At 64.3% G+C, this 24,135-nt stretch carries 21 protein-coding genes; 12 read left to right on the forward strand and 9 right to left on the reverse strand.

Annotated features, from left to right (window positions below):
- Positions 1 to 230: 230 nt before the first annotated feature.
- Positions 231 to 2,558 carry an FdhF/YdeP family oxidoreductase gene (locus tag FEM01_RS06095; protein ID WP_138218399.1) on the reverse strand — a complete coding sequence of 776 codons (2,328 nt, stop codon included), beginning with the start codon at positions 2,556 to 2,558 and terminating at the stop codon, positions 231 to 233.
- A 67-nt stretch (positions 2,559 to 2,625) separates the two neighbouring features.
- On the reverse strand, positions 2,626 to 2,805 hold the full coding sequence (locus FEM01_RS06100; RefSeq protein WP_138218400.1) for a hypothetical protein: 180 nt from the start codon (positions 2,803 to 2,805) through the stop codon (positions 2,626 to 2,628).
- Between the two features lie 131 nt (positions 2,806 to 2,936).
- On the opposite strand from FEM01_RS06100, the gene moaA reads away from it, so the two are divergent.
- Positions 2,937 to 3,938: a GTP 3',8-cyclase MoaA gene (gene moaA / locus FEM01_RS06105; RefSeq protein ID WP_138218401.1), complete on the forward strand. Its 1,002-nt coding sequence runs from the start codon at positions 2,937 to 2,939 to the stop codon at positions 3,936 to 3,938.
- A 21-nt stretch (positions 3,939 to 3,959) separates the two neighbouring features.
- A complete protein-coding gene (locus FEM01_RS06110) occupies positions 3,960 to 4,847 on the forward strand; it encodes a bestrophin family protein (protein ID WP_276610521.1) in 888 nt (295 codons plus the stop codon).
- Positions 4,848 to 4,856: 9 nt separating this feature from the next.
- On the opposite strand, the gene moaB is transcribed toward FEM01_RS06110, so the two are convergent.
- Positions 4,857 to 5,396, reverse strand: coding sequence for a molybdenum cofactor biosynthesis protein B (moaB, locus tag FEM01_RS06115; RefSeq protein WP_138218402.1), 540 nt, complete (start codon positions 5,394 to 5,396; stop codon positions 4,857 to 4,859).
- A gap of 237 nt (positions 5,397 to 5,633) precedes the next feature.
- On the opposite strand from moaB, the gene FEM01_RS06120 reads away from it, so the two are divergent.
- On the forward strand, positions 5,634 to 6,521 hold the full coding sequence (locus tag FEM01_RS06120; protein WP_138218403.1) for a LysR family transcriptional regulator: 888 nt from the start codon (positions 5,634 to 5,636) through the stop codon (positions 6,519 to 6,521).
- Here FEM01_RS06120 and FEM01_RS06125 read toward each other — a convergent pair.
- Positions 6,509 to 7,288 (reverse strand): AraC family transcriptional regulator, encoded by a 780-nt coding sequence (locus tag FEM01_RS06125; protein WP_138218404.1) that lies wholly within the window; start codon positions 7,286 to 7,288, stop codon positions 6,509 to 6,511. The two genes, FEM01_RS06120 and FEM01_RS06125, sit on opposite strands and share 13 nt — an antisense overlap.
- Positions 7,289 to 7,606: 318 nt before the next feature.
- On the opposite strand from FEM01_RS06125, the gene FEM01_RS06130 reads away from it, so the two are divergent.
- The 5 genes from FEM01_RS06130 to FEM01_RS06150 all read left to right on the forward strand — a co-directional run bounded on the left by FEM01_RS06130 (position 7,607) and on the right by FEM01_RS06150 (position 14,149).
- Complete coding sequence (locus FEM01_RS06130; protein WP_138218405.1) at positions 7,607 to 9,223, forward strand: APC family permease; 1,617 nt, start codon at positions 7,607 to 7,609, stop codon at positions 9,221 to 9,223.
- Between the two features lie 92 nt (positions 9,224 to 9,315).
- Entirely contained in the window at positions 9,316 to 10,242 is a 927-nt protein-coding gene (locus FEM01_RS06135) for a 4-hydroxyproline epimerase (protein ID WP_138218406.1), read from the forward strand.
- Positions 10,243 to 10,284: 42 nt separating this feature from the next.
- A complete protein-coding gene (locus tag FEM01_RS06140; protein WP_138218407.1) occupies positions 10,285 to 11,232 on the forward strand; it encodes a dihydrodipicolinate synthase family protein in 948 nt (315 codons plus the stop codon).
- Positions 11,233 to 11,323: 91 nt separating this feature from the next.
- Entirely contained in the window at positions 11,324 to 12,901 is a 1,578-nt protein-coding gene (locus tag FEM01_RS06145) for an aldehyde dehydrogenase (NADP(+)) (RefSeq protein WP_138218408.1), read from the forward strand.
- Between the two features lie 3 nt (positions 12,902 to 12,904).
- Positions 12,905 to 14,149, forward strand: coding sequence for an NAD(P)/FAD-dependent oxidoreductase (locus FEM01_RS06150; RefSeq protein ID WP_138218409.1), 1,245 nt, complete (start codon positions 12,905 to 12,907; stop codon positions 14,147 to 14,149).
- A 138-nt stretch (positions 14,150 to 14,287) separates the two neighbouring features.
- Here FEM01_RS06150 and xenA read toward each other — a convergent pair whose 3' ends face one another.
- The gene (gene xenA / locus FEM01_RS06155) at positions 14,288 to 15,379 is read right to left on the reverse strand and encodes a xenobiotic reductase XenA (protein WP_138218410.1); all 1,092 of its coding nucleotides are present in this window, start codon (positions 15,377 to 15,379) and stop codon (positions 14,288 to 14,290) included.
- 52 nt (positions 15,380 to 15,431) lie between these two features.
- Between xenA and FEM01_RS06160 the strand changes: the two genes are divergently transcribed.
- Positions 15,432 to 15,767, forward strand: a complete 336-nt coding sequence (locus tag FEM01_RS06160) for an ArsR/SmtB family transcription factor (protein WP_138218411.1) — start codon at positions 15,432 to 15,434, stop codon at positions 15,765 to 15,767.
- Between the two features lie 110 nt (positions 15,768 to 15,877).
- On the opposite strand, the gene mqo is transcribed toward FEM01_RS06160, so the two are convergent.
- Entirely contained in the window at positions 15,878 to 17,518 is a 1,641-nt protein-coding gene (gene mqo, locus FEM01_RS06165; RefSeq protein ID WP_138218412.1) for a malate dehydrogenase (quinone), read from the reverse strand.
- Between the two features lie 314 nt (positions 17,519 to 17,832).
- Between mqo and FEM01_RS06170 the strand changes: the two genes are divergently transcribed.
- The 3 genes from FEM01_RS06170 (at position 17,833) to FEM01_RS06180 (ending at position 21,955) form a co-directional block, all read left to right on the forward strand.
- Positions 17,833 to 18,363: a sigma-70 family RNA polymerase sigma factor gene (locus FEM01_RS06170; protein WP_138218413.1), complete on the forward strand. Its 531-nt coding sequence runs from the start codon at positions 17,833 to 17,835 to the stop codon at positions 18,361 to 18,363.
- A 4-nt stretch (positions 18,364 to 18,367) separates the two neighbouring features.
- The gene (locus FEM01_RS06175) at positions 18,368 to 19,333 is read left to right on the forward strand and encodes a FecR domain-containing protein (RefSeq protein ID WP_138218414.1); all 966 of its coding nucleotides are present in this window, start codon (positions 18,368 to 18,370) and stop codon (positions 19,331 to 19,333) included.
- A gap of 189 nt (positions 19,334 to 19,522) precedes the next feature.
- Positions 19,523 to 21,955 carry a TonB-dependent siderophore receptor gene (locus FEM01_RS06180; protein ID WP_138218415.1) on the forward strand — a complete coding sequence of 811 codons (2,433 nt, stop codon included), beginning with the start codon at positions 19,523 to 19,525 and terminating at the stop codon, positions 21,953 to 21,955.
- Positions 21,956 to 22,003: 48 nt separating this feature from the next.
- Here the strand turns inward: FEM01_RS06180 and FEM01_RS06185 are convergent, their stop codons facing one another.
- From FEM01_RS06185 to FEM01_RS06195, 3 genes are all read right to left on the reverse strand, one after another.
- The gene (locus FEM01_RS06185; protein ID WP_138218416.1) at positions 22,004 to 22,216 is read right to left on the reverse strand and encodes a hypothetical protein; all 213 of its coding nucleotides are present in this window, start codon (positions 22,214 to 22,216) and stop codon (positions 22,004 to 22,006) included.
- 19 nt (positions 22,217 to 22,235) lie between these two features.
- Positions 22,236 to 23,555 carry an NAD(P)/FAD-dependent oxidoreductase gene (locus tag FEM01_RS06190; protein WP_138218417.1) on the reverse strand — a complete coding sequence of 440 codons (1,320 nt, stop codon included), beginning with the start codon at positions 23,553 to 23,555 and terminating at the stop codon, positions 22,236 to 22,238.
- Positions 23,556 to 23,904: 349 nt separating this feature from the next.
- A complete protein-coding gene (locus FEM01_RS06195) occupies positions 23,905 to 24,096 on the reverse strand; it encodes a DUF4223 family protein (protein WP_138218418.1) in 192 nt (63 codons plus the stop codon).
- Between the last annotated feature and the right edge of the window lie 39 nt (positions 24,097 to 24,135).

Below are 24,135 nucleotides of genomic sequence, written 5' to 3' on the forward strand. Positions count from 1 at the left end.
GACTGCGCGATGCCCGAATCAACGCCGGATCTGTAGGAGATCACCCAGCCCTTTGGGCTGCGCTGTCGCGCAGAGAACTGATTTCGCAAGCGCTCCGCTCCCACAGACTCCTTCTAAATCAACAAGTTATGTGTAGTTCTATGAGAGCGGCATTGTGCCGCGGAAGGGCCGCAAAGCGGCCCCGGCGATGCGTGCAGTAGCCGAGATCCGGGCTGGAAGCGATCAAACGATCACTCTGCGGCCGCCGCCGCAATACGGTTGCCTGCCTGGGCCTTGTGCAGCTTGATCGCCACGAACTTCGAAGTCGGCGTGTAGGTGCCATCGCCATAGCTCTCCAGCGGCACCAGCGGGTTGGTCTCGGGATAGTAGGCCGCCGCCTGCCCCTCGGGCACGTCATAGGCCACCAGGCGAAACCCTGACACGCGCCGCTCCACACCATCCTCCCACAGCGACACCAGGTCCACCTGCTCGCCCGGCTCGAAGCCCAGCCGGCGGATGTCAGCTGGGTTGACGAACACCACCTCGCGCAGACCGAACACCCCACGGTAGCGGTCGTCCAGGCCATACAGGGTGGTGTTGTACTGATCGTGGGAGCGCAGGGTCTGCAGGATCAGATCCGGCTTGTCGCCGCGCGCCAGCACCTGGGCGTTGACCAGTTGTTCAGGCAGCGCATGCGGGCTGAAACAGGCCTTGCCGGTGCGGGTACGGAACTCGCGCTCGGCGGCGGCGTTGCCCAGGTGGAAGCCGCCAGGCGATTGCAGGCGCTCGTTGAAATTGGCGAATCCTGGGATCACGTCGGCGATCATGCTGCGGATACGCGAATAATCGGCGATGGCGTGAGCCCAATCGATGGGGCGCTTGCCCAAGGTGGCCTGGGCCATCCCGGCGATGATCGCGGGCTCCGAACGCAGGTGCGGCGAGCGCGGTTTGAGCTGGCCATGGGAGATATGCACCATGCTGAAGGTGTCCTCCACCGTCACGCCCTGCGGGCCCTGAGCCTGAATATCGATCTCGGTACGCCCCAGGCACGGCAGGATCAGCGCATCACGCCCGGTGACCAGATGCGAGCGGTTGAGCTTGGTGGAGATCTGCACGGTCAGCGCGCAGTTGCGCAGCGCCGCGTGGGTACGCGGGGTGTCCGGGGTGGCCTGGGCAAAGTTGCCGCCCAGTCCGATGAACACCTTCGCACGGCCCTGCTCCATCGCTTTGATCGCCAGCACCGCATTGTGGCCGTGGGCACGCGGTACCTGAAACTGGAAGCGTTTTTCCAGCGCATCGAGCAGCGCAGCCTTGGGTTTCTCATCGATCCCCATGGTGCGGTCGCCCTGCACGTTGCTGTGCCCACGCACTGGCGACAAGCCCGCGCCGGGCTTGCCGACGTTGCCGCGCAGCAGTTGCAGGTTGACGATTTCCTGTACCGTCGGCACCGAATGACGGTGCTGGGTGATGCCCATCGCCCAGCACATGATCACCCGCTCGGCCTTGCGGTACATGCGTGCCGCCAGTTCAATCTCAGCCTTGCTCAACCCTGATTGCTCGACGATGTGCGCCCAGGAGGTCGCGTCCACGGCCTCCAGATAGGCGTCGATGCCGCTGGTGTGCGCGGCGATGAAGGCATGATCGAATACCGCCGGTTCAGCGTTGCGCTGCGCCTCTCGCTCCCATTGCAGCAAGCACTTGGCGATGCCGCGCATGGCCGCCATGTCACCCCCTAGGGCCGGGCGAAAATACGCGGTATTGGTCGGTTCGGAGCCGTTGCTGAGCATCTCGAAAGGGTGCTGCGGGTGCTGGAAACGTTCCAGGCCGCGCTCCTTGAGCGGGTTGAAGCAGATGACCTGGGCGCCGCGCTTGACCGCCTCACGCAGCGGTTCGAGCATACGTGGGTGGTTGGTGCCCGGGTTCTGGCCGATGACGAAGATCGCGTCGGCCAGCTCCAGGTCGTGGAACACCACGGTGCCCTTGCCCACGCCTAGGGTTTCCGACATGCCTGCGCCGCTGGCTTCGTGACACATGTTCGAGCAGTCGGGGAAATTATTGGTGCCAAAGGCACGTACGAACAGTTGGTAGAGAAACGCCGCTTCGTTGCTGGCCCGACCGGACGTGTAGAACTCTGCCTGGTCCGGTGACTGGAGGCTGTTCAAGTGCTGGGCGATCAGCGCGAACGCTTCATCCCAGCTGGTTTCGACGTAATGATCGGTCGCCGCGTCATAGCGCATCGGGTGGGTCAGACGCCCCTGGTATTCGAGCCAATAGTCGGTTTGCTCAAGCAACTGGCTGACGCTGTAGCGGGCGAAGAATGCGGGATCAACCGAACGCCCGGTAGCTTCCCAGTTGACCGCCTTGGCGCCGTTTTCGCAAAACTTCACCGTATCGCTTTCAGGCGACTCGCCCCACGCGCAGCCAGGGCAGTCGAAGCCACCGTTCTGGTTGGTCTTGAGCATGGCACGCAGGTTCTTGAAGGGGTTTTGACTGCCCAGCCAGCTCTTGGTCACGCTCTTGAGCGCGCCCCAGCCGGCAGCTGGGCCTTTGTAGTCCCTGATGTGTGGGTCATCGTGCATGGGGTCGGTCCTTTCGCGGGGCAGGATAATGCTGGGGCGGATCCACTGACCCGCTGCTTATTCCAGCCTATGGAGTGCGCGACACGGGCGTCCAATCGAAATGTCTTACGCTGTGATAGGTGCTGTCGATCATGGCGTTGAACTGCGCGATGGCATTCGTGGCCAAATCGGCGACCACCGGCTCGTTGTCGCCCTGAAACGACGGTTCAGCCGGTGCAAGCCGGTTTACCCGCGCATCGCGCAACACGCGCCCCCTTGTCTAGCTTGGTTTGCGGCATGATAGAGGCGGTCGATCAAGCGGTCAGGGAAAGCAATTTGACGCTGTCCTGCGCTCGGGATAGTTTGGACCGTACCACCCTATTTCTTTCGAGCGCCAATGTGGAACAGCTCCCGGCCCTGATCGACGGATTCAATCGCAAAGTCGACTACCTGCGGATGTCGGTTACCGACCGCTGCGACTTTCGCTGCGTCTATTGCATGGCCGAAGACATGCAGTTCCTGCCGCGCCAGCAGATCCTCAGCCTCGAAGAGCTCTACCAGGTCGCCGAACGCTTCGTGGCCTTGGGCACCCGCAAGATCCGCCTGACCGGTGGCGAGCCATTGGTGCGCCAGGGAATTGTCGGGCTGTGCCAACGCATTGCCGCCCTTCCTGGCCTGCGCGAGCTGTGCTTGACCAGCAATGGCTCGCAGCTCGGCCACCTGGCAAGCCCCCTGTTCGATGCGGGTGTCGCACGCCTGAATATCAGCTTGGACAGCCTGGACCCTGAGCGTTTCCGCAACCTGACCCGCACCGGCGACCTGACCCAGGTGATCGCCGGCATCGACGCTGCCCGCGCCGCCGGCTTTCGGCGCACCAAGCTTAACGCCGTGGTGCTCAAGGGCCGCAACGATGACGAAATCGTCGACCTGGTGCGCTTCGCCATCGACCGCGAGTTGGATATCTCGTTCATCGAGGAGATGCCGCTGGGAGTGATCAGCGAGCACCAGCGCAGCGAGTCGTACTGCTCCAGCGACGAGGTGCGCGCGCGCCTGGCCGCGCACTTCAGCCTGATCGAGTCCGCAGAGTCTTCGCAGGGCCCAGCCCGCTACTGGCGCCTGGCCGAGGCACCGAACACCCGAGTGGGTTTCATCTCGCCCCATAGCCATAACTTCTGCGCCACCTGCAACCGTGTGCGCCTGACCGTCGAAGGCCGCCTGCTGTTGTGCCTGGGCAACGAGCATTCGCTGGACCTCAAGCAGGTGCTGCGCCAGCACCCAGGCGACAGCGCACGCCTCGAAGCCGCCATCCGTGATGCCATGCAGCTCAAGCCCTATCGCCACCATTTCGAAGTGGGCGGCGAGGTGCAAATCCTGCGCTTCATGAACATGACCGGCGGCTGATCGTCCGCCTCTGGAACCGCTGTGATCGTCCACTCACGCCCCGACATGCTGCGCGTGTTGTTCACCCTCAAGGGTTCGATCGTCAAACGCATTGCCCTGCGCTGCCTGGGGGTGACCCTGTTGGCCGCGCTAATCGTACTGATCGAACGGCATTATCCGGCGCTGTTCTATCCGGTCAGCGCCACCCCCTTCACCTTGCTGGGCCTGTCGCTGTCGATTTTCATGAGTTTTCGCAACAATGCCTGCTACGACCGCTGGTGGGAGGGTCGCAAGGCATGGGGGCAGATGATCATCGAAGTGCGTTCGTTTGTACGTGCAAGCGTGGTGATCGAAGATCATGCGCTACGCGCGCAACTGCTACGCAACCTGTGCGGTTTCGCGCATGCCTTGAATGCCCGGTTACGCAACGAAGATGAACTGCGTGCCGCCCAACCGTGGCTCGTCGAAGGCCAGGCGGTCACGCCGCACAACGTCTGCGACGGCATCCTGCAGGCAGTGGGCAAGGATTGCGCGGCGCTGGCGATCAGCGACATGCGCTACACCTTGCTGGAGCAGCGCTTGCTCGGCCTGTCCCAGGTTCAGGCCACCTGCGAGCGGATCAAAGGCACCCCGCTACCGTTCCCCTATACCCTGCTGCTGCACCGCACCATCTACATCTTCTGCCTGCTGTTGCCGTTCGCCCTGGCCGAACCGCTGGGCTGGCTGGCACCGTTGTTCACCACCCTGGTCAGCTACACGTTCTTTGGGCTGGATGCGATCGGCAACGAGCTGGAAGACCCATTCGGGCGTGACGAGAATGACCTGCCGACCGACGCCCTGGTGCGCACCATCGAGCGCGATGTGCTGTCGGCCTTGGGACATGAGCCACTACCACCGGCATTGATGCCGGTGGAGCATGTGTTGAGCTGAACGGGCGCCTCAACCGCGGCTTTCGCACAACCCGATCGGTTTGAGATGCGCCACGAAATTGCACGGCCGGTGCCGGGCATCGAGTTGCTCGACCAGAATCCCCTCCCACGCCGTGCGGCATGCCCCCGTGGAGCCCGGCAGGCAGCACACCAGGGTGCCGTTGGCCATGCCAGCCAGGGCCCGGCTCTGCACGGTGGAGGTGCCAATATCGAGAATCGACAGCGCACGGAACAGCTCGCCGAAACCGTCGATACGTTTGTCCAGCAAGCAGTCAACCGCTTCGGGCGTGCTGTCGCGCCCGGTAAAACCGGTACCGCCGGTGATCAGCACCACCTGCACCTGCTCGTCGGCAATCCACGTGGCGACCTGGGCGCGGATCTTGTAAAGGTCGTCCTTGAGCAGTTCCCGCGCCACCAGGCGGTGGCCCACGCCCACCGCACGGCTGGCCAGCAGCTCGCCGGAGGTATCGGTCTCAAAGGTGCGGGTGTCGCTGACAGTCAGCACGGCGATATTCAGCGGCACGAAGACCGCGTCAGGTTTGACGCTCACGGTGAGGCTCCTTGAATGGCAGTGTGGCCAACGCTAGGGCCAGGGCCGGCGCGCGTCCAATCGATATGGCGTACCAAGTGATCGACAGTCCCTATCACCTGTTCCGGTTTGATCGCCTGTAGGAGCAGCCTTGTGTCGCTAAAGGGCGCTCCTACACAACCCGCGCCAGCATCCATTTGTGGTCATGCCCCTCACTCTTGGTTAAGGTCACCACATCTCGCACGCCCAGGCCCGCCCATGGACATCAAGCAACTCAAGTTCCTTATCGCCCTCGACCAGACCCGCCACTTCGGGCAGGCCGCGGCGCTCTGCCACATCACCCAGCCCACGCTGTCGATGCGCCTGCGCAACCTGGAGGACGAACTGGACCTGGTCCTGGTCAAGCGTGGCCAACGCTTCGAGGGTTTCACCGAGGCCGGCGAGCGCATCCTGGCCTGGGCCCGTACCCTGCTGGCGGCCCACGACGGCCTGCAAGCCGAAGCCGCCAGCTGCCGTGGCCAGGTGGTCGGCAGCCTGCGCCTGGGTACGGTGCCGCTGGCCAGCTTCAACCCCATGCACCTGCTGCTGCCGCTGCGCGAAAAATACCCGGAGTTGCAATTCCAGCTCAGCTCCCATAGCACCGAACAGATCATGGATGGCTTGAGCCGCAACCAGCTGGATTTGGGGATCTGCTACCTCGACCAGGTCAACGCCAGCTTCTTCGAAGTGATCGAGCTGGGCACCACCACCATGGGCCTGCTGCACGACGTCCGGCATTTCGACTTCGAAGCCACCAGCCTGCGGTGGGAGGACCTGGGCGAGATTCCCCTGGGCCTGCTGAGCAAGGGCATGCACTATCGCCAATCGCTGGACCTGAGCTTTCGCAGCCGTGGCATCGAGCCTAACGCGGTACTGGAAAGCGACTCGACCTTCCAGCTGATCCAGGCCATCAACACCGGCGTGTGCTGCGCGATCATGCCGCTGGACTGTGGCCTGGAAGACCTCAGCGAGCACATGTGCATCCTGCCAATCGACGAGGCCAGCATCCACAGCCCGGTCGGCCTGTTGCTACGCCGCAGCGAACCGCGCTCGGCGATCGCAGAGCAGTGCTTCGACGAGGCGCGGGCGCTGTTTCAGGGCTCCTGAGCGGTCGCCTGGCGGTACTGGCGCGGGGTGAAACCGGTCAACTGGCGGAACTGCCGACTGAACGCGCTGTGGTCGGTGTAGCCGCAACGCAGCGCCACTTCGGTAATCGGCAGGTCCGAATGCAATAGCCGGTGGGCGTGTTCGAGCCGCGCCTTGTGGATCATCTGCCGCGGGGTGAGGTGGAACACCCGCTTGCAGTAGCGCTCCAGCTGCGCCACCGAAATACCGGCAATGCGGGTCAACTCGCCCAGGCTGATGGGCTGGTGGAAATGCGCGCGGATATGCTCGTCCACCGCCGCCAGGCGCTGATACGCAGGGTGCGTGTCGGCAGCCGTTTGCAAATCGACCGAAATCCCCACAAGGCCGATGATCCTGCCCGACGGGTCGTACAGCGGTCGCTTGTGGGTCAGGCACCAACCCGGCTCGCGGCTGCCGTACAGGTGCAACTCCAACTGGTCCTCCAGCACCAGCCCGTGCTCCAACACACGGCGGTCCTGTTCGGTATAGCCGGGGCCCAGGCGCGCCGGGAACACCTCGGCGCTGGTCTTGCCCAGCAGCGGTTGTAGCTGCTTGAGGCCGCAGCGTTGCACCAAGGTGCGATTAGTCAACACATAGCGGGCGTGATCGTCCTTGATGAAGATTGCCGCGTTGGCGATCACGTCGAGCATGGGCAACAGCCAGACCACCCCGGTGAGCAACGCCTCGAGGGACGCGGGGCGGTGCTGGTCGAGGGTCTGGTACAGGGTTGCCAGGGCGATGTCAGTCATTGCTTCAGTGCTCGATTGGCTGTGCGGGCACTTGTAGGAGCGGGCTTGCCCGCGAACGCGCCAGCACACCCACCGCACCTCTATAGCCCTTGCGCGATATGGCTTACAGCCTATCCAGCAGACACAGCCGAACGCCAGACTTTTCTATAACTGTGCCGATTTCGTCATCACACCTGCAGAAAAGCATCAAGAACCGAGCCTGCGATCGGTCCACTCTATGTCCCACGCAAGCCGCTCATCCTCCACAAGAACGCGGCCCGCAACGCCGCATCGTGACATCAGACCTGCCTATCCAAAAACCTACAAAAAGGCGCCACCATGTCAGGCAAATTCAAGAAACAGTTGTCCTTGCTGGATCTCACCTTCATCGGCCTTGGCGCGATCTTCGGCTCCGGCTGGCTGTTCGCCGCCAGCCACGTCTCGGCCATCGCCGGCCCCGCCGGTATCTTCTCCTGGTTCCTTGGCGGCTTCGCCGTGTTGCTGCTGGGCATCGTCTACTGCGAGCTGGGCGCCGCCCTGCCACGGGCCGGTGGCGTAGTACGTTACCCGGTGTATTCACACGGCCCGCTGCTGGGCTACCTGATGGGCTTCATCACCCTGATCGCCTTCTCCAGCCTAATTGCCATCGAAGTGGTCGCCTCGCGCCAATACGCCGCAGCCTGGTTCCCTGGGCTGACCAAGGCCGGTTCAAGCGATCCAACGGTACTGGGCTGGCTGGTGCAGTTCGCCCTGCTGGGATTGTTCTTCTTCCTCAACTACCGCAGCGTGAAGACCTTCGCCAAGGCCAATAACCTGGTCAGCGTGTTCAAGTTCATCGTGCCGCTGCTGGTAATCGGCGTATTGTTCACCTTCTTCAAGCCCGAGAACTTCGAGGTGCAAGGTTTCGCCCCATTCGGCCTGTCAGGCATCGAAATGGCGGTCTCGGCGGGCGGCATCATCTTCGCCTACCTGGGCCTGACACCGATCATCTCGGTGGCCAGCGAAGTGAAGAACCCACAGCGCACCATCCCCATCGCACTGATCCTTTCAGTGCTGCTGTCTACCGCCATCTATGCCTTGCTGCAGCTAGCCTTCCTCGGCAGCGTGCCAACCGAAATGCTGGCCAATGGCTGGGCCGGAATCTCCAAGGAACTGGCCCTGCCCTACCGTGACATCGCCCTGGCCCTGGGTGTGGGCTGGCTGGCCTACCTGGTGGTGGCAGACGCGGTGATCTCGCCCAGCGGCTGCGGCAACATCTACATGAACGCCACCCCACGGGTGATCTATGGCTGGGCACAGACCGGCACCTTCTTCAAGTACTTCACCCGCATCGACGAGCAGTCCGGCATCCCGCGCCCTGCGCTGTGGCTGACCTTCGGTCTGTCGGTGTTCTGGACCCTGCCGTTCCCGTCCTGGGAGGCGCTGATCAACGTGGTTTCCGCCGCTCTGGTGCTCAGCTACGCCGTGGCCCCGGTCTCGGTCGCCGCCCTGCGCCGCAGTGCCCCCAACCTGCCCCGGCCGTTCCGCGTCAAGGGCATGCGCGTGCTCGGCCCGCTGTCGTTCATCATCGCCGCGCTGATCGTCTACTGGTCGGGCTGGAATACCGTGTCCTGGTTGCTGGCCCTGCAGATCGTGATGTTCGTGCTGTACCTGCTGTGCCGCCGCTTCGTACCCACCGAACACCTGTCGCTGGCCCAACAGGTGCGCGCATCGGCCTGGCTGATCGGCTTCTATGCCGTGACCATCCTGCTGTCTTGGCTGGGCAGCTTCGGCGGCCTGGGCGTGATCGGCCATCCACTCGATACCGTGGTCGTGGCCATCGCCGCCCTGGGCATCTACTACTGGGGCGCGGCCACCGGCGTACCCGCGCATTTGGTGCGGCTGGATGAGGATGACGAGAGCGAACTGCCCGGGCAGGTGCACAGCAGCCATCGGCCGACGGTACTGGCTTCCTGATATTCCCACTGCATTGATCGGAGTGGTCACCGCCCTCAACACGAGGCAAGCCCGCTCCCTCGGGATCACTTGAACCTGCAACGGACAATCCCATGAAACAGATCCGAGTCATCGATTCCCACACCGGCGGCGAACCCACCCGCCTGGTGATGAAGGGCTTCCCCGCCCTCTCCGGGCGCAGCATGGCCGAACAACGCGACGAGCTGCGCGAGCTACACGACCACTGGCGTCGCGCCTGCCTGCTGGAACCGCGCGGCAACGATGTTTTGGTGGGCGCGCTTTACTGCCCGCCGGTTTCGGCCGGTGCCACCTGCGGGGTGATTTTCTTCAACAACGCCGGCTACCTGAACATGTGCGGCCACGGCACCATCGGCTTGGTTGCCTCGCTGCACCATCTGGGCCTGATCGAGCCAGGCGAGCACCAGATCGACACCCCGGTCGGCCAGGTCAGTGCCACCCTGCATGAGGACGGCGCCATCACCATCGGCAACGTACCGGCCTACCGCTATCGCCAGCAGATAGCGGTGGACGTCCCGGGCCACGGCATCGTTCACGGCGATATTGCCTGGGGCGGCAACTGGTTCTTCCTGGTCAGTGAGCATGGCCTGCGCCTCGAACTGGACAACCGCGATGCCCTGACCGACTACACCTGGGCCCTGCTCAAGGCCCTCGCAGCCCAGGGCATCACCGGCGAGCACGGTGCGCCAATCGACCATGTCGAACTGTTCGCAGACGACCCCAACGCAGACAGCCGCAACTTCGTGATGTGCCCCGGCAAGGCCTACGACCGCTCGCCCTGCGGCACTGGTACCAGCGCCAAACTCGCGTGCCTTGCCGCCGACGGCAAGCTCGCCGAGGGCCAGGTCTGGACCCAGGCCAGTATCACCGGCAGCCAGTTCCAGGGCCGCTTCGAACGCCTCGGCGAGCGCATTCGCCCGTTCATCACCGGCCGCGCCTACATGACCGCCGACAGCACCCTGCTGATCGACGAACAAGACCCTTTCGCCTGGGGCATCTGACCCCGGCGTTCTTTCTGACTGAACAGTGCAAGGAGTGACCCCATGAACACCAACATTTTCACCGGCACCATGCCCGCCCTGATGACCCCGTGCACCGCCGCGCGCAAGCCAGACTTCGATGCCCTGGTACGCAAGGGCCGCGAACTGATCGAGGCCGGTATGAGCGCGGTGGTGTATTGCGGCTCGATGGGCGACTGGCCGCTGTTGAGCGAGGCCGAGCGCCAGGAAGGCGTCGCGCGCCTGGTGGCCGCTGGCATCCCGACCATCGTCGGCACTGGCGCGGTGAATACCCGTGAAGCCGTCTCCCACGCGGCGCACGCTGCCAAGGTCGGCGCTGCCGGCCTGATGGTGATCCCCCGCGTGCTGTCCCGAGGCGCCTCGCTGGGCGCCCAGCAGCAGCACTTCTCAGCGATCCTGGGCGCCGCACCGAAGCTGCCGGCGGTGATCTACAACAGCCCCTACTACGGCTTCGCCACCCGCGCCGACCTGTTCTTCGCATTGCGCCGCGAGTACCCAAACCTGATCGGCTTCAAGGAATTCGGCGGCGCTGCCGACCTGCGCTACGCCGCCGAGCACATCACCTCGCAAGATGACGATGTGACCTTGATGGTGGGTGTGGACACGCAAGTGGTACACGGTTTCGTCAACTGCAACGCCACCGGCGCCATCACCGGCATCGGCAACGCACTGCCGCGCGAAGTGCTGCAACTGGTCAGCCTGAGCAAGCAGGCCGCCAAGGGCGATGCCCGTGCCCGCCGCCTGGCCCGAGAGCTGGAGTCGGCGCTGGCGGTGCTGTCATCGTTCGATGAAGGCTGCGACCTGGTGCTGTACTACAAGCACCTGATGGTGCTCAACGGCGACACCGAGTACAGCCTGCACTTCAACGAGACCGACGTGCTGACCGATGCCCAGCGCAACTATGCCGAACAGCAATACGCGCTGTTCCGCCAGTGGTACGCCAGTTGGTCGGCCGAGCAGAACATCGCCTGATACCCGACTGCGACGCACGCCCCGTGTAGGAGCGGCCTTGTGCCGCTCCTACAAAGACGGCATCCCGAATTCATTTGCAAAGGACACCTCCATGCCCCTCACCGGCAACCTGCTGATTGGCCAACGCGCCGTGCCCGGCACCGAGGCGCCGATCCACGCCATCGACCCGGCCACCGACCAGCCACTCGAACCCGCCTACCCCGGCGCCAGCGCCGAGCAAGTAGTCCAGGCCTGTGCCCTGGCTTGGGCAGCGTTCGATGCCTACCGCGACACCTCGCTCGAACAACGGGCGTGCTTTCTTGAAACCATCGCCGAGCAGATCGAAGCCCTGGGCGATGAACTGATCGAACGCGCGGTTGCCGAAACCGGCCTGCCCAGCGCACGTATCCTGGGCGAACGTGGCCGCACCAGCACGCAGTTGCGCAGCTTCGCACGGGTGGTGCGCGCCGGGGAGTGGCTGGATGTGCGCGTCGACACCGCCCTGCCCGAGCGCCAGCCCCTGCCACGTCCTGACCTGCGCCAGCGCCAAGTGGCCGTGGGCCCGGTGGCGGTGTTCGGCGCCAGCAACTTCCCGCTGGCCTTCTCGGTCGCTGGCGGCGACACCGCCTCGGCACTGGCTGCGGGCTGCCCGGTGGTGGTCAAGGCGCACAGCGCGCACCCCGGCACCGGCGAATTGGTCGGCCGCGCCGTGGCCAAGGCTGCGCAACTGTGCGGGCTGCCCGAGGGCGTGTTCTCGCTGCTGTACGGCGCTGGACGCGCAGTGGGCATCGGCCTGGTCAGCGACCCGCGCATCAAGGCCGTGGGTTTTACCGGCTCGCGCAGCGGCGGCCTCGCCCTGTGCCAGGCAGCCCAAGCCCGCCCCGAGCCGATCCCGGTGTACGCCGAGATGGCATCGATCAACCCAGTGCTGCTGTTCGATGCCGCCCTGCACAACCGTGGCGAAGCACTGGCTCAGGGCTTCGTCGCCTCGCTCACGCAGGGTGCCGGGCAATTTTGCACCAACCCGGGCCTGGTGATCGCCCGCCAGGGGCCGGCGTTGCAGCGCTTCATAGAGACGGCCAGCGAGCACCTGCGCCAGGCTCAGGCCCAGACCATGCTCACGCCCGGCATCTTCAATGCCTACCAGGCCGGAATCGCCGCGCTGGCGGAGAACCGCAACGCCCAGCTGGCCGCCCGCGGCCTACCGGCCCAAGGGCCGAACCAGTGCCAAGCGCAGTTGTTGCTCACCGAGGCCAACGCGTTTCTCGCCGACCCGGCGCTGCACGCCGAAGTGTTCGGCGCAGCCTCACTGGTGGTGGTCTGCACCAGCGATGATCAAATGCGTGAAGTGACCGAACACCTGGAAGGCCAACTGACCGCCACCCTGCACATGGACGACGCCGACCTGGACGCCGCCCGCGCACTGTTGCCGATCCTTGAGCGCAAGGCTGGGCGCATCCTGGTCAACGGCTGGCCCACCGGGGTGGAGGTCTGCGACGCGATGGTGCATGGTGGACCGTTCCCGGCGACCTCCAATACCCGCAGCACCTCGGTGGGCTCGGCAGCGATCCTGCGCTTCCTGCGTCCGGTGTGCTACCAGGGCTTCCCCGACGCGCTGCTGCCCAGCGCTCTGCAACATGCCAACCCGCTACACCTGCGTCGGCTGCTCGACAGCCAGCGGGAAGCCTGAGCCATGGCCAGCCTCGACACCGATATCGCTGTGGTCGGCGCCGGCATTGTCGGCGTGGCCTGCGCGCTGCAACTGGCACGCCAGGGCAAGCGGGTGCTGCTGATTGATCGACAGGCCCCAGGCCATGGTGCCTCTTGGGGCAATGCTGGTCATTTGGCCAGCGAGCAGGTGTTCCCGATTGCCGACCTGTCAATCCTCAAGCGCCTGCCGAACATGCTGATCGACCCCATGGGCCCGCTGCGCCTGGACTGGAAGTACCTGCCCCGTGCCCTGCCGTGGTTCACCCGGCTGCTGCTCAACCTGCGCCCGACGCCGTTCCAGCGCAGCGTTGCCGGCCTGCGCGCGCTCAACGAAGCCAGCCTTGGGGCCTGGCAACGACTGCTCGGTAGTCTTGGGCGCAGTGACCTGTTCCATGAGCAGGGTTCGCTGCTGGTGTTCGAGCGCCACGAATCGCGCCAGGCGCTGGAAGCATTGCGCACACGCATGCAGGAGCAGGCGGTGCCGGTGACATTCTGGCCAGCGCAGCAGGTGCGCGATGCGGCGCCACAGTTGAGCGAATCACTGCAAGGGGGCCTGTTCTTTCCGCGTACCGGGCATTTCATCGACCCGTACCGGGTGGTCAGCGCCCTGTTCGATGCCGCGCTCGCAGCCGGTGTGCAGTTCGCCAGTCGCGAGATCACCAACGCACGCGTGCAGCACGATGGGGTCAGGCTGGACAGCGCTCAGGGCGCGTTGCAGGCGCGCCAGGTGCTGCTGGCCTGTGGCGCGCACTCGGCCGCGTTGGTCAAGGCACTGACCGGCAAGCGTGTACCACTGGACACCGAGCGCGGCTATCACCTGATGCTGCCAAACGAGCATCAACGCCTGCCTTTCGCCGTCACGTCGCTGGAACGCCGCTTCATCATGACCCCGATGGAAGGCGGCTTGCGCCTGGCCGGCACGGTAGAGTTCGCAGGGCTGAACGCACCGCCGAGTATGCAGCGGGCGTGGCAGTTGCACCGGCTGAGCCAGGGGTTGTTCAAGAGGGACTTGAGTGCCGAGGGGGCGACGCCTTGGATGGGCTTGCGGCCCTCGTTACCGGACTCGTTGCCAGTGATTGACCGGGTGGCCGAAGGCAAGGTGCTGCTGGCGTTCGGGCACCAGCATCTGGGCTTGACCCAGGCGGCGGTGACGGCGGAGTGGGTGGGGAAGATGGTGGAGCAGTCAGCCGGATTGGCAACCTCGTATTACCGGTTGGATCGGTTTTAGCCTGTGCAGGCCTCTTCGCGGGTAAACGCGCTCCCACAGGGGTAGCGTCCAGCCTGAAGGCAGCCCCTTCATCGCAACGCAGATCCCTGTGGGAGCGGGTTCACCCGCGAATGGGCTGCAAAGCAGCCCCTTCACACCTCAGCGATAACGCTCGAGCCAGTGCGCATAGGGTGCAGGCAAGGTCCACGAAGCCTTGTCCACGCCCAGCTCCTTGGCCGCGAAATACGGCCAGTGCGGGTCGGCCAGGTGCGCACGTCCAACCGACACCAGGTCCAGCTGATTGGCCTGGAGCGCGCCTTCGGCCAGTTGCGGCGTACCAAAGCCCCACGCCGAAGTCACCGGCAGGTCCGCCTCACGGCGCACGCGCTCGGCGATTGGGCCCATGAACGCAGGACCCCACGGGATGTTGGTGTCAGGAATGGTGAAACCAACGCTGACGCTCAGCAGGTCCAGGCCACCGGCCTTGAAACGGCGCGCCAGCTCGATGGACTCTTCCAGGGTCTGCTCGTCACGCCCGTCATATTCCAGCACGCCGAAACGCGCAGTCAGCGGCAGGTGCTCAGGCCACACTTCACGCACGGCGGCCAGGGTTTCCAGAAGGAAGCGGCTGCGGTTGTCGAAGCTGCCGCCGTAGGCGTCGGTGCGCTGGTTGGAGTGCGCCGAGAAGAAGCTCTGACCCAGGTAGCCGTGGGCGAAGTGCAGCTCGATCCACTCGAAACCGGCCTCGCGAGCGCGCCGGGCGCCATCGACGAAGTCCTGCTTGACCCGGGCGATGTCCTCCAAGGTCATCTCCCGCGGTACTTTCGGCAGGTGGGCACCGAAGGCGATCGCCGACGGGGCGATGGTCTGCCAGCCGCGAGCGTCGTCGGCGGCAATGTGGTCATCGCCCTCCCAAGGGCGATTGGCACTGGCCTTGCGCCCGGCGTGAGCAATCTGGATGCCCGGCACCGAGCCTGCGGCCTTGATCGCCTGCACCACCGGCACGAAGGCCTGGGCATGGGCGTCGCTCCAGATCCCGGCGCAACCGGGGGTGATGCGCCCTTCTGGCGCCACGGCGGTGGCCTCGACCACCACCAGGCCTGCGCCGCCACGGGCAAGACCGGCCAAGTGTACGTGGTGCCAATCGTTGATCAGGCCGTCCTCGGCCATGTACTGGCACATCGGTGGAATGGCGATACGGTTGCGCAGGGTCACGTCTTTGAGGGTATAGGGCTGGAACAATGCCGACATGGGGGAACTCCAGGGGATGGGTTGCATACGATTGTTCGATCATATTCGAACTATGGCAATTTTGGAAACCCCCGTTATCATGTCGGCCATGCGAGCCTATACTCACCCCTCCCCCGACAACCTCACGCTGGAGCGCCTGCTCTATGCCCTGAGCGACCCTGTGCGCCTGGAGATCGTCCGCCATCTGGCCGGCACCGCCGAAGCCAGCTGCGGAGAACTGGACGGCGGGCGTCCGAAGTCGAGCATGTCCCATCACTTTCGCGTGTTGCGCGAGGCCGGGCTGGTGTACACCCGCAACGTCGGCACCACGCACATGAACTCGCTGCGCAGCGACATTCTGGATGAACGGTTTCCAGGGTTGCTCGCGTGCGTGTTGCGCCAGCGTTGAGCTGACCAGGCGCAGCAGGAACTTCAAAAAGCCCACAAAAAAGCCCCGAGTCCGCCAGTGGCGAAGCTCGGGGCGGGTGTTGCCGGGTTACCCCGGCACACGCTCAGGCCTTAGAGGGCCATGTCGTTGGCAGGCTTGCTTTCGACAGGCGCCGCGATCGGCGCAACGCTGGTGCCGACGCTCTGGTCGATCACCGGCGGCTTCTCAAGTTGCAATACTTCGGCGGTGTAGTTCCACTCTTTCTGAGTGGCGGCGGCCGAGTCGTTCAACTTGGTGCCATAGCTTGGGATGATCTCCTTGAGCTTGGCTTGCCACTCTGGGGTGGCGACCTTTTCCTTGAACACGGTTTCCAGCACGTTGAGCATGATCGGCGCAGCGGTCGAAGCACCTGGCGAGGCACCCAGCAGGCCTGCGATGGTGCGGTCTTGCGAGGCCACCACTTCGGTGCCCAGCTTCAGCACGCCGCCCTTCTCGGCATCACGCTTGATGATCTGCACGCGCTGACCGGCCTGCCACAGGCGCCAGTCTTCTTTCTTGGCCTCTGGGAAGTAGGTGCGCAGGGCTTCGAAGCGGTCGTCATCCGACAGCATCAGCTGACCGGCGAGGTATTCCACCAGCGGGTACTGCTCGATACCGACCTTGGTCATCGGCCAGACGTTGTGCATCGTGGTGCTGCTCAGCAGGTCCAGGTACGAGCCGTTCTTCAGGAACTTGGTCGAGAAGGTCGCGAATGGCCCGAACAGGATCACGCGCTTGCCGTCGAGCACGCGGGTGTCCAGGTGCGGAACCGACATGGGTGGCGCACCGGTGGAGGCAATGCCGTAGGCCTTGGCCATGTGCTGCATGGCAACGGTAGGGTTCTCGGTTACCAGGAACGAACCGCCAACCGGGAAACCTGCGTACTCCTTGGCCTCAGGGATGCCCGACTTCTGCAGCAGCTTCAGCGCACCGCCGCCAGCACCGATGAACAGGAACTTGGCGTCGGTGGCGTGCTCGGTGCCATCCTTCAGGTTCTTGTACTCGACGTGCCAGGAGCCGTCTTCGTTGCGGGTGATGTCCTGCACTTCGCTGGACAGCTTGAGGTCGAAGTTCGGCTGAGCCTTCAGGTGGCCGACGAACTGGCGGGTGATCTCGCCGAAGTTCACGTCGGTGCCGATCGGCGTCCAGGTGACCGCCAGTTTCTGATTCGGGTCACGGCCTTGCATCATCAACGGGACCCACTTGGCGATCTGCGCGTGGTCCTCGGAGTACTGCATCGGACGGAACAGCGGGCTCTGCTGCAGGGCGTCGTAACGCTTCTTCAGGAACTTGATGTTGTCATCGCCCCAGACGAAGCTCATGTGCGGGGTGGTGTTGATGAACGAGTGCGGGTTCTTCAGCACGCCCTGGCGCACTTGCCAGGCCCAGAACTGACGAGAGATCTGGAACGACTCGTTGATCTCGATGGCCTTGGTGATGTTGACGTTGCCGTCTTTGTCTTCCGGGGTGTAGTTCAGCTCGGCCAGCGCGGAGTGGCCGGTACCGGCGTTGTTCCAGCCGTTGGAGCTTTCTTCGGCGACGCCGTCCAGGCGCTCGACCATTTCCATCGACCAGCTCGGCTCCAGCTCGTTGAGCCAGACCGCCAGGGTGGAACTCATGATGCCGCCGCCGACCAGCAGCACGTCAACTTTTTTGGTCTCTTCGGCGTGGGCGTGCATGAAGCTCGCCGCGACAGCCAGACCCAGCAAGGTCTTGCCAGCTTTCTTGAACATTGATCGATTCCAGGGTTGTAGAACGGAGTGAGGGCCTGTGGCTGGCCCGGGTGTTCCATGTTCTTCAGCGCAGGCTTTTTGTGATCATTGTTCAGCAGCTAGAGAACCCGAAGACGATCCAGTCTTTCGTCGAATTGACCGACACGCTGAATCGTTTCGCGGCGGATTGTAACCGAATTGCCAGCACAAACAAATTGTGCACGGCCAGGCAAGGCGGCAGGTTGTCTCAGGCCGATTGCAGTATTCGTCGCGCGCCCCTACTATTGCGATCACTTCTCATTTGCACATAAATAGCGCTCGCGCCGGATGCCGCCGTGGTTTCGATACCTGAAGTGAATGCCTCGCTCCACACCCTTTACCACAGCCACTCGCGCTGGCTACTGGGCGTACTGCACCGGCGTCTGGGCTGTCGCTGCGAAGCTGCCGACCTGGTGCAGGACACCTTCGTGCGGCTGGTCCAGCGCCCGCGCAGCTTCGACGGCGCCAGCGGCGAGCGCTCGTACCTAGCCACCATCGCCCGCGGTCTGTGCGTAGACCACTGGCGCCGCCAGCGCTTGGAGCACGCCTGGTTGCAGCAACTGGCGTTGCAACCCGAAGCGGTGCAGCCCTCCCCCGAGCAGCGCGCGATCATCGTCGAGACCCTGCACGAGGTAGACGCCATGCTGCTGCGCCTACCGGCCAAGGTGCGCCAGGCTTTTTTGCTGGCACAGGTCGACGGCCTGGCCTACCGCGACATCGCCGCGCGCATCGGCGTCAGCGAACGGATGATCAAGAAGTACTTGGCCCAAGCCTTCTTGCACTGCGCCATCCTCGAAGCCGAACTCGACGGCGTGCTGGTGGAGTGAGCCGATGAACCTGCCCACGCAGAAACTCAGCCACGCCAGCCTGCAACAGGCCGCGCACTGGTATGTGCAATTGCAGGATGAACCGGTTGCCCCGCAGCTGCGCCAGCAGTGGCAGCACTGGTTAGACCAGCACGGCGAGCACCAGGCCGCCTGGCTGTACGTGCAGCGCGTGGGCGAACGCTTCGCCCCGCTGCTGGCCGAAGGCGGCGCTGCCGGGCATGCCCTGCGCGAGCATGAGCCGCACCGCTTCAGCCGCCGCGCGGGGCTCAAGGCCCTGCTGGTGTGCGGCGCCAGCTCGCTGCTTGGCTGGCAGGCCTGGCGCGGTGCGCCGCTGTCGGGCTGGACAGCAGATCTTTCCACCGGCATCGGCGAAAACCGGCAGACCCGCCTGAACGACGGCAGCCAGCTGTGGCTGGGCGCTCAGAGCGCGGTCGACCTGGACTTCTCGGCACTGGCCCGGGTGCTGCGCCTGCGCTTTGGCGAAATCCTCGTGGACACCGCGCATGACGCGCAGCGTCCGTTCTTCGTCGACACCGCCCAAGGCCGCATGCAGGCCCTGGGTACGCGCTTCGCGGTGTGCCAGCAAGGCGACAACACGCGCTTGAACGTGTACGCCGGGGCGGTCGAGGTGTGCACTGCACTGGGCGGCGAGCGGCGCATCGTGCAAGCCGGCCAGCAGGTCGACTTCAGCGCCCAGGCCATCGGCGCCAGCGGCCCCGCACAGAGCGCCGGGCAGTCGTGGATCGAGCGGCGCCTGAACGCCGAGGCCATGCCGCTTGCGCAGTTGCTGCAGACCTTGGGCCGCTATCGCCATGGCCACCTGGGCTGGCATCCCTCGGTGGCCGGCTTGTCGGTGATGGGCGCGTTTCCGCTGGACGACACCGACCGCGCGCTGGCGTTGCTGCAAGCGGCGTTGCCGGTGCGGGTGCAGCGCCTGACGCCATGGTGGGTAACCCTGGAACCGGTTTGAACCGGCCCTGCGCGCGCCCTCCTGTAGGAGCGGCCTCACCGGGGCGCCGTCCGGCCGCGAAGGGCCGCAAAGCGGCCCCTGAGGCAAACACCTGAAAAAAAACCGGCTGCACAGTTCCCCTTTTTCAATCTCATTCGGTTTACCCCTGGCAACCCCCATCAACCTGCCGTATCGATTCCAGGGACCCGCATGCCGATGCCTCTCCACCCCTTGCTTCGCCTGGCGCTCACCGCGCCGCTAACCCTTTGCGCCGCCGCGCCGCTGCTGCTGCCGGCCACCCTGGCGCATGCCGAGCAAGCCGCCAGCACCGAGCAGAACTTCGACATCGCCCCCGGCACGCTGGCCGCCGCCCTCAATCAGTTCAGCGGCCAGGCCGGCATCTATCTGGCCGGCAGCAACGAGCTGGCGGCCGGCAAGACCAGCCCAGGCCTGCACGGCCGCTATAGCGTGGCCCAGGGCCTGACGCGCCTGCTCCACGGCAGCGGCCTGCTGGCTGTGCCGCAGGGCAATGCCGGTTATGTCCTGCAACCGGCCGCCGAAGGCAGCGCGTTGCAACTGGATGCCACCGCCATTAGCGCCGCCTTGCTCAATGGCAGTGGCCAGGAAGACACCGGTTATCGCGCGGTGGCGAGCACCACGGCGAGCAAGACCAGCACCGCCCTGGCCGAGACCCCGCGTTCGGTCTCGGTGGTGACGCGCAAACGCATGGACGACCAGCAATCGCAGACCCTCACTGAAGTGCTCGGCTATGTGCCGGGCATCTTTTCGCCGCCGTTCGCCGGAGGTGACGGGCAAGCCGGCGACCTGTTCTTCATCCGCGGCTTCAACGCCACCGACTGGGGCTATGGCCTGTTGCGCGACGGCCTGCGGGTGCAAGGCAACCGCTACGACACCAGCAGCGAACCCTACGGCCTGGAGCGAGTGGAAGTGTTCCGCGGCCCGACCTCGATCCTGTACGGTGAAAACGCCCCCGGCGGCGTGGTCAACCTGGTCAGCAAACGACCCACCGCCGAAGCCCGGGGCGAGGTGCAGCTCAGCTATGGCAGCCACAACCGCCGCCAGTTGGGCGTCGATGTGTCTGGCCCGCTGACCGATGAAGGCAACATCCTCGGGCGCCTGGTGGTGATGGGACGCAAGTCCGACACCCAGGTCGAGCATCAACCGGACGACCGTCTATACCTCGCGCCGTCGCTGACCTTGAATTTCGATGACTTCAACAGCCTGACCGTACTGGCCACCTACCAGCGCGACCGCACCTTGATGGAGCTGGGCCACCCGGCTGCCGGCACCTTGCTGCACAACCCCAACGGCAAGATCGACAAGGACCAGCTGTCGGGCAACCCCGACTGGGACAACTTCCAGCGTGAAACCTGGAGCCTGGGCTACGAGTTCAGCCACCGCTTCAACGACACCTGGCAGTTCCGCCAGAACTCGCGCTACATGCAGTCGCGCATCGACCGCCAGGAAACCTGGCCGGGTAGCCTGGAGGACGGTGGTTTCGGCACCTCCATGAATGTCCAGTACTACGACCGCTACAACCGCTCGATCGCCTATTCGCTGGACAACCAGTTCGAAGGCCACTTCGAGCAAGGCGCGATGGAGCATACCGTGCTGGTGGGCGCGAGCCTTGACCGCACCTCGTTCAACCAGGACTGGGACGCAGGTGTCGGCCGCCTCGAAAACGTGTTCGACCCGGTGTGGAGCGGCACGCCGAGTGCGCCGTTCCACGTGCAGAACGCCCTGCTCGAACAGACCCTGTATGGCCTCTACGCGCAGTGGCAGACCAAAGTCGACCAGTGGGTGCTGTTGCTCGGCGGGCGCCTGGACCGCGCCAACAGCCAGTTCCGCAACAAGGCAGGCACTCTGAACCTGCCCGCCGACATGGACAACTGGGACAGCGACTTCACCTGGCAAACCGGCGTGATGTACCAGTTCGAAAACGGCCTGTCGCCGTACTTCAGCTACTCCACCGCCTTTGCCCCGACCCAGCAGACCGAAAGCCAGAACGGCGCGCTCGACCCGACCACTAGCGAACAGTACGAGGTGGGCGTGAAATACGAGCCCAAGGGCTGGAACACCGCCTTCACCGCCTCGGTGTACGACCTGCGCAAGAAAGACGACGTGGTGTTCGATGCCGGTGACTATCGCCAGATCGGCGCCAGCCGCGCCAAGGGCGTGGAATTGGAGCTAAACAGCGACCTGACCGACAACCTCAACCTGACGGCGGCCTACACCTATACCGACTCGCGTATCACCAAGGATCAGGCAGGTTCGCTGCTCGAAGGCCACCAGATGACCGGGGTACCGCGCAACCAAGCGTCGGTGTGGAGCACCTATCGCTTTCGTGACGGCTTGCTCAAGGGCTTGCAGCTCGGCACCGGCGTGCGCCACTTCGACAGCACCTTCGCCTACACCCCGATCAGCCTGTACGGCACCTTGGACAGCGGTGACGTAACCCTGGTGGATGCCAAGGTCGGCTACGACATCGACGAAAACTGGTCGGTGGAGATCAATGCGCGCAACCTGTTCGACAAGGAGTACGTGGCCGGTTGCAACAACGCCGGGCGTTGCTACTGGGGTGAAGAGCGCACGCTGCTGGGCACAGTTTCGCTGCGCTGGTAAACCCAGCGCGGGGCTCCTCGCAACAGCGCCGTGCCCCGCGCTGGCGGCTTACAAGGCCGTCGGATTACCGGTGAGGTTGAGCGCACTGAACAGCTTGGGCACGAAGGCGTACACCGCGAACCACGGAATCACCGCGCAGGCCCAGAACATCACCACGAAGAAGATCCGTTTGCCGTAGCCGGCGCGAGCCACGCGACTTCTCATGGCCCAGCCAAGGCCCGTACGCCGGGTCAGCAACTGATGGAAACGGTTGATCTGCACGTCAAGGGGGAGGAAACACTCAGACTTCCAGGCCCGCGCGCAACTGCCCCCACTTCAACACCGAGTTGACGCCAATCGACAGGAACGGTTGCGGCGGGGTCTTGTTGGGGCCGGGCGAGGCCAGCAGGAAGTCGATGTGCTCGTTGCGCTGGCCTGCCAGCCAATCGGCCAGCAACTTGCCAGTGGCGGTGCCGCGGGTGATGCCCAGGCCGTTGCAGCACAGTGCGCCATAGACGTGGGGCGCCAGTTGGCCGAAAAAGCCTTCGTGGTTCTCGGACAGGCAGATCGCACCGCTCCAGGTGTATTCGAAATCGACGTTGCCCAGCATCGGGAAGCGCCGTTCGAACGACTTGCGGTGGGTCGGCAGGTGGCGCTGTAGCATGTGGCGCCGTGGACGACCATCGGGGTAGAAGTTGAAGCTGTTGCGAATGAGGATGCGATTGTCGACGGTGCGCCGCACAGTGCTGCCGAACGGGTGCGCCGGGATCACGCCCCAGACGCCTTGACCGCCCAGGCGCGCTTGCTCGTCCTCGTTCAGCTGACGGCTCAGGCTGGCGTACAGGAAGGTCGGCAACAGGCGGCTCTTGAGAAAGCCGAAGTGCGAGGCGAAGCCATTGTTGGCCAGGATCAACTTGTCGGTGACGATGCTGCCGTGGGCGTGTACCAGGGTGATCTTGTCGCCCTGCTCCAGCGCGGTGATGGCGGTGTTCTCGTATAAGCTGACGTTGGCCGGCAGGTTGTCAGCCAGGCCCTTGACCAGCGCCGCCGGCTGCAACAGCAAGGTGCCGGGAATGTGCAGGGCCTTCTTGTAGTAGGCGGTGCCGATGTGCGCAGGCAAGTCCTTGGACTCGATCAGCGTGGACGCCCGGCCAATCTTTTCAAGGCCTGAGCGGTAGGCGTCAAGAATCGCGATGCCCTTCTCGCCCACGGCGGCCTGGTACTTGCCGGACTCGGACATCTGGCAATCGATGCCGTGCGCGGCCACGATCTCGCGCAGGTAGTCCTGGCCCAAGGTGTTGAGCTTGAGGATCTTCATCGCCGTGGTGACATCACCGATGTAGTCCTTGGCGCCGATGTCATGCGGCACATCAATGGCAAAACCTGCGTTGCGCCCGGACGAACCAAAGCCCACTTCCTGCGCCTCGACCAGCACGATTTCCTGATCAGAGAAATTCAGCGCCAACTGCCGGGCGACGGCAAGGCCAGTAAGGCCGGCGCCGATGACGGTCCAACGCGCCCGTTTGTGCCCGGCAAGGGCCGGACGTGGTTGGCGCTGGGCGCTGGTGTGGAACCAGCCCGGACGGGAATCGTCGCCAGGAAGCGATGTGACTTTGTACATGCGTTTACTCCGGTTCTTGTACTTGTGCCGTCAGTACGCGGTGCGGTCAGCCGCGTGCTCGGTCGCAGCCCGGCAAACACCGTGCTCAGTGGCCCACGAACAGATCTGGACAACGCGTGCGCGGGCCTTGAAGTGCGACGCCCGGCCATTCTCCAATCTATGTATACATATTGTCTACTTTTAAAATTACCCCCCTATCTCGACCTTTCATCCGCCTACCTCAGGCACCACCGCAAACCAGCGCCGAGGCCGTTGCTAAGCCACCCCTGAAAACAAAAACCCCCGGCCACATCCATGGCCGGGGGTCTTGGATCAAGCCGCTAGCGGCCTGATCGGGGTATCGCCAAGATTACTGCTGCTGAGGCAGTTTATCGATCGGGCCGCAGCCACCGATGATCTTGGAGATGGAAACTGCTGGGTGGAACAGGTAGTCGTACGAGCAGTTCTTCGGCTGGTTGTACACTTGGCCAGTGCAACCGGACAGCAGGGCAACACCCGAAACGACAGCAACAGCGACGGTTGCTTTGATCAGCTTTTTCATAAAAATCCTTTAAGTCCTTGATCCGCCAACACAATGATG

Source organism: Pseudomonas mosselii (assembly GCF_005796105.1).
Classification (GTDB): Bacteria; Pseudomonadota; Gammaproteobacteria; order Pseudomonadales; family Pseudomonadaceae; genus Aquipseudomonas; species Aquipseudomonas mosselii_C.

Coding starts and splice junctions, on each gene's coding strand:
- FEM01_RS06095 (WP_138218399.1), bottom strand. CDS start 2,558: ATGCACGATGACCCACACATCAGGGACTACAAAGGCCCAGCTGCCGGC.
- FEM01_RS06120 (WP_138218403.1), top strand. CDS start 5,634: ATGGACATCAAGCAACTCAAGTTCCTTATCGCCCTCGACCAGACCCGC.
- FEM01_RS06125 (WP_138218404.1), bottom strand. CDS start 7,288: ATGACTGACATCGCCCTGGCAACCCTGTACCAGACCCTCGACCAGCAC.
- FEM01_RS06130 (WP_138218405.1), top strand. CDS start 7,607: ATGTCAGGCAAATTCAAGAAACAGTTGTCCTTGCTGGATCTCACCTTC.
- FEM01_RS06135 (WP_138218406.1), top strand. CDS start 9,316: ATGAAACAGATCCGAGTCATCGATTCCCACACCGGCGGCGAACCCACC.
- FEM01_RS06140 (WP_138218407.1), top strand. CDS start 10,285: ATGAACACCAACATTTTCACCGGCACCATGCCCGCCCTGATGACCCCG.
- FEM01_RS06145 (WP_138218408.1), top strand. CDS start 11,324: ATGCCCCTCACCGGCAACCTGCTGATTGGCCAACGCGCCGTGCCCGGC.
- FEM01_RS06150 (WP_138218409.1), top strand. CDS start 12,905: ATGGCCAGCCTCGACACCGATATCGCTGTGGTCGGCGCCGGCATTGTC.
- xenA (WP_138218410.1), bottom strand. CDS start 15,379: ATGTCGGCATTGTTCCAGCCCTATACCCTCAAAGACGTGACCCTGCGC.
- FEM01_RS06160 (WP_138218411.1), top strand. CDS start 15,432: ATGGCAATTTTGGAAACCCCCGTTATCATGTCGGCCATGCGAGCCTAT.
- mqo (WP_138218412.1), bottom strand. CDS start 17,518: ATGTTCAAGAAAGCTGGCAAGACCTTGCTGGGTCTGGCTGTCGCGGCG.
- FEM01_RS06175 (WP_138218414.1), top strand. CDS start 18,368: ATGAACCTGCCCACGCAGAAACTCAGCCACGCCAGCCTGCAACAGGCC.
- FEM01_RS06180 (WP_138218415.1), top strand. CDS start 19,523: ATGCCGATGCCTCTCCACCCCTTGCTTCGCCTGGCGCTCACCGCGCCG.
- FEM01_RS06190 (WP_138218417.1), bottom strand. CDS start 23,555: ATGTACAAAGTCACATCGCTTCCTGGCGACGATTCCCGTCCGGGCTGG.
- FEM01_RS06195 (WP_138218418.1), bottom strand. CDS start 24,096: ATGAAAAAGCTGATCAAAGCAACCGTCGCTGTTGCTGTCGTTTCGGGT.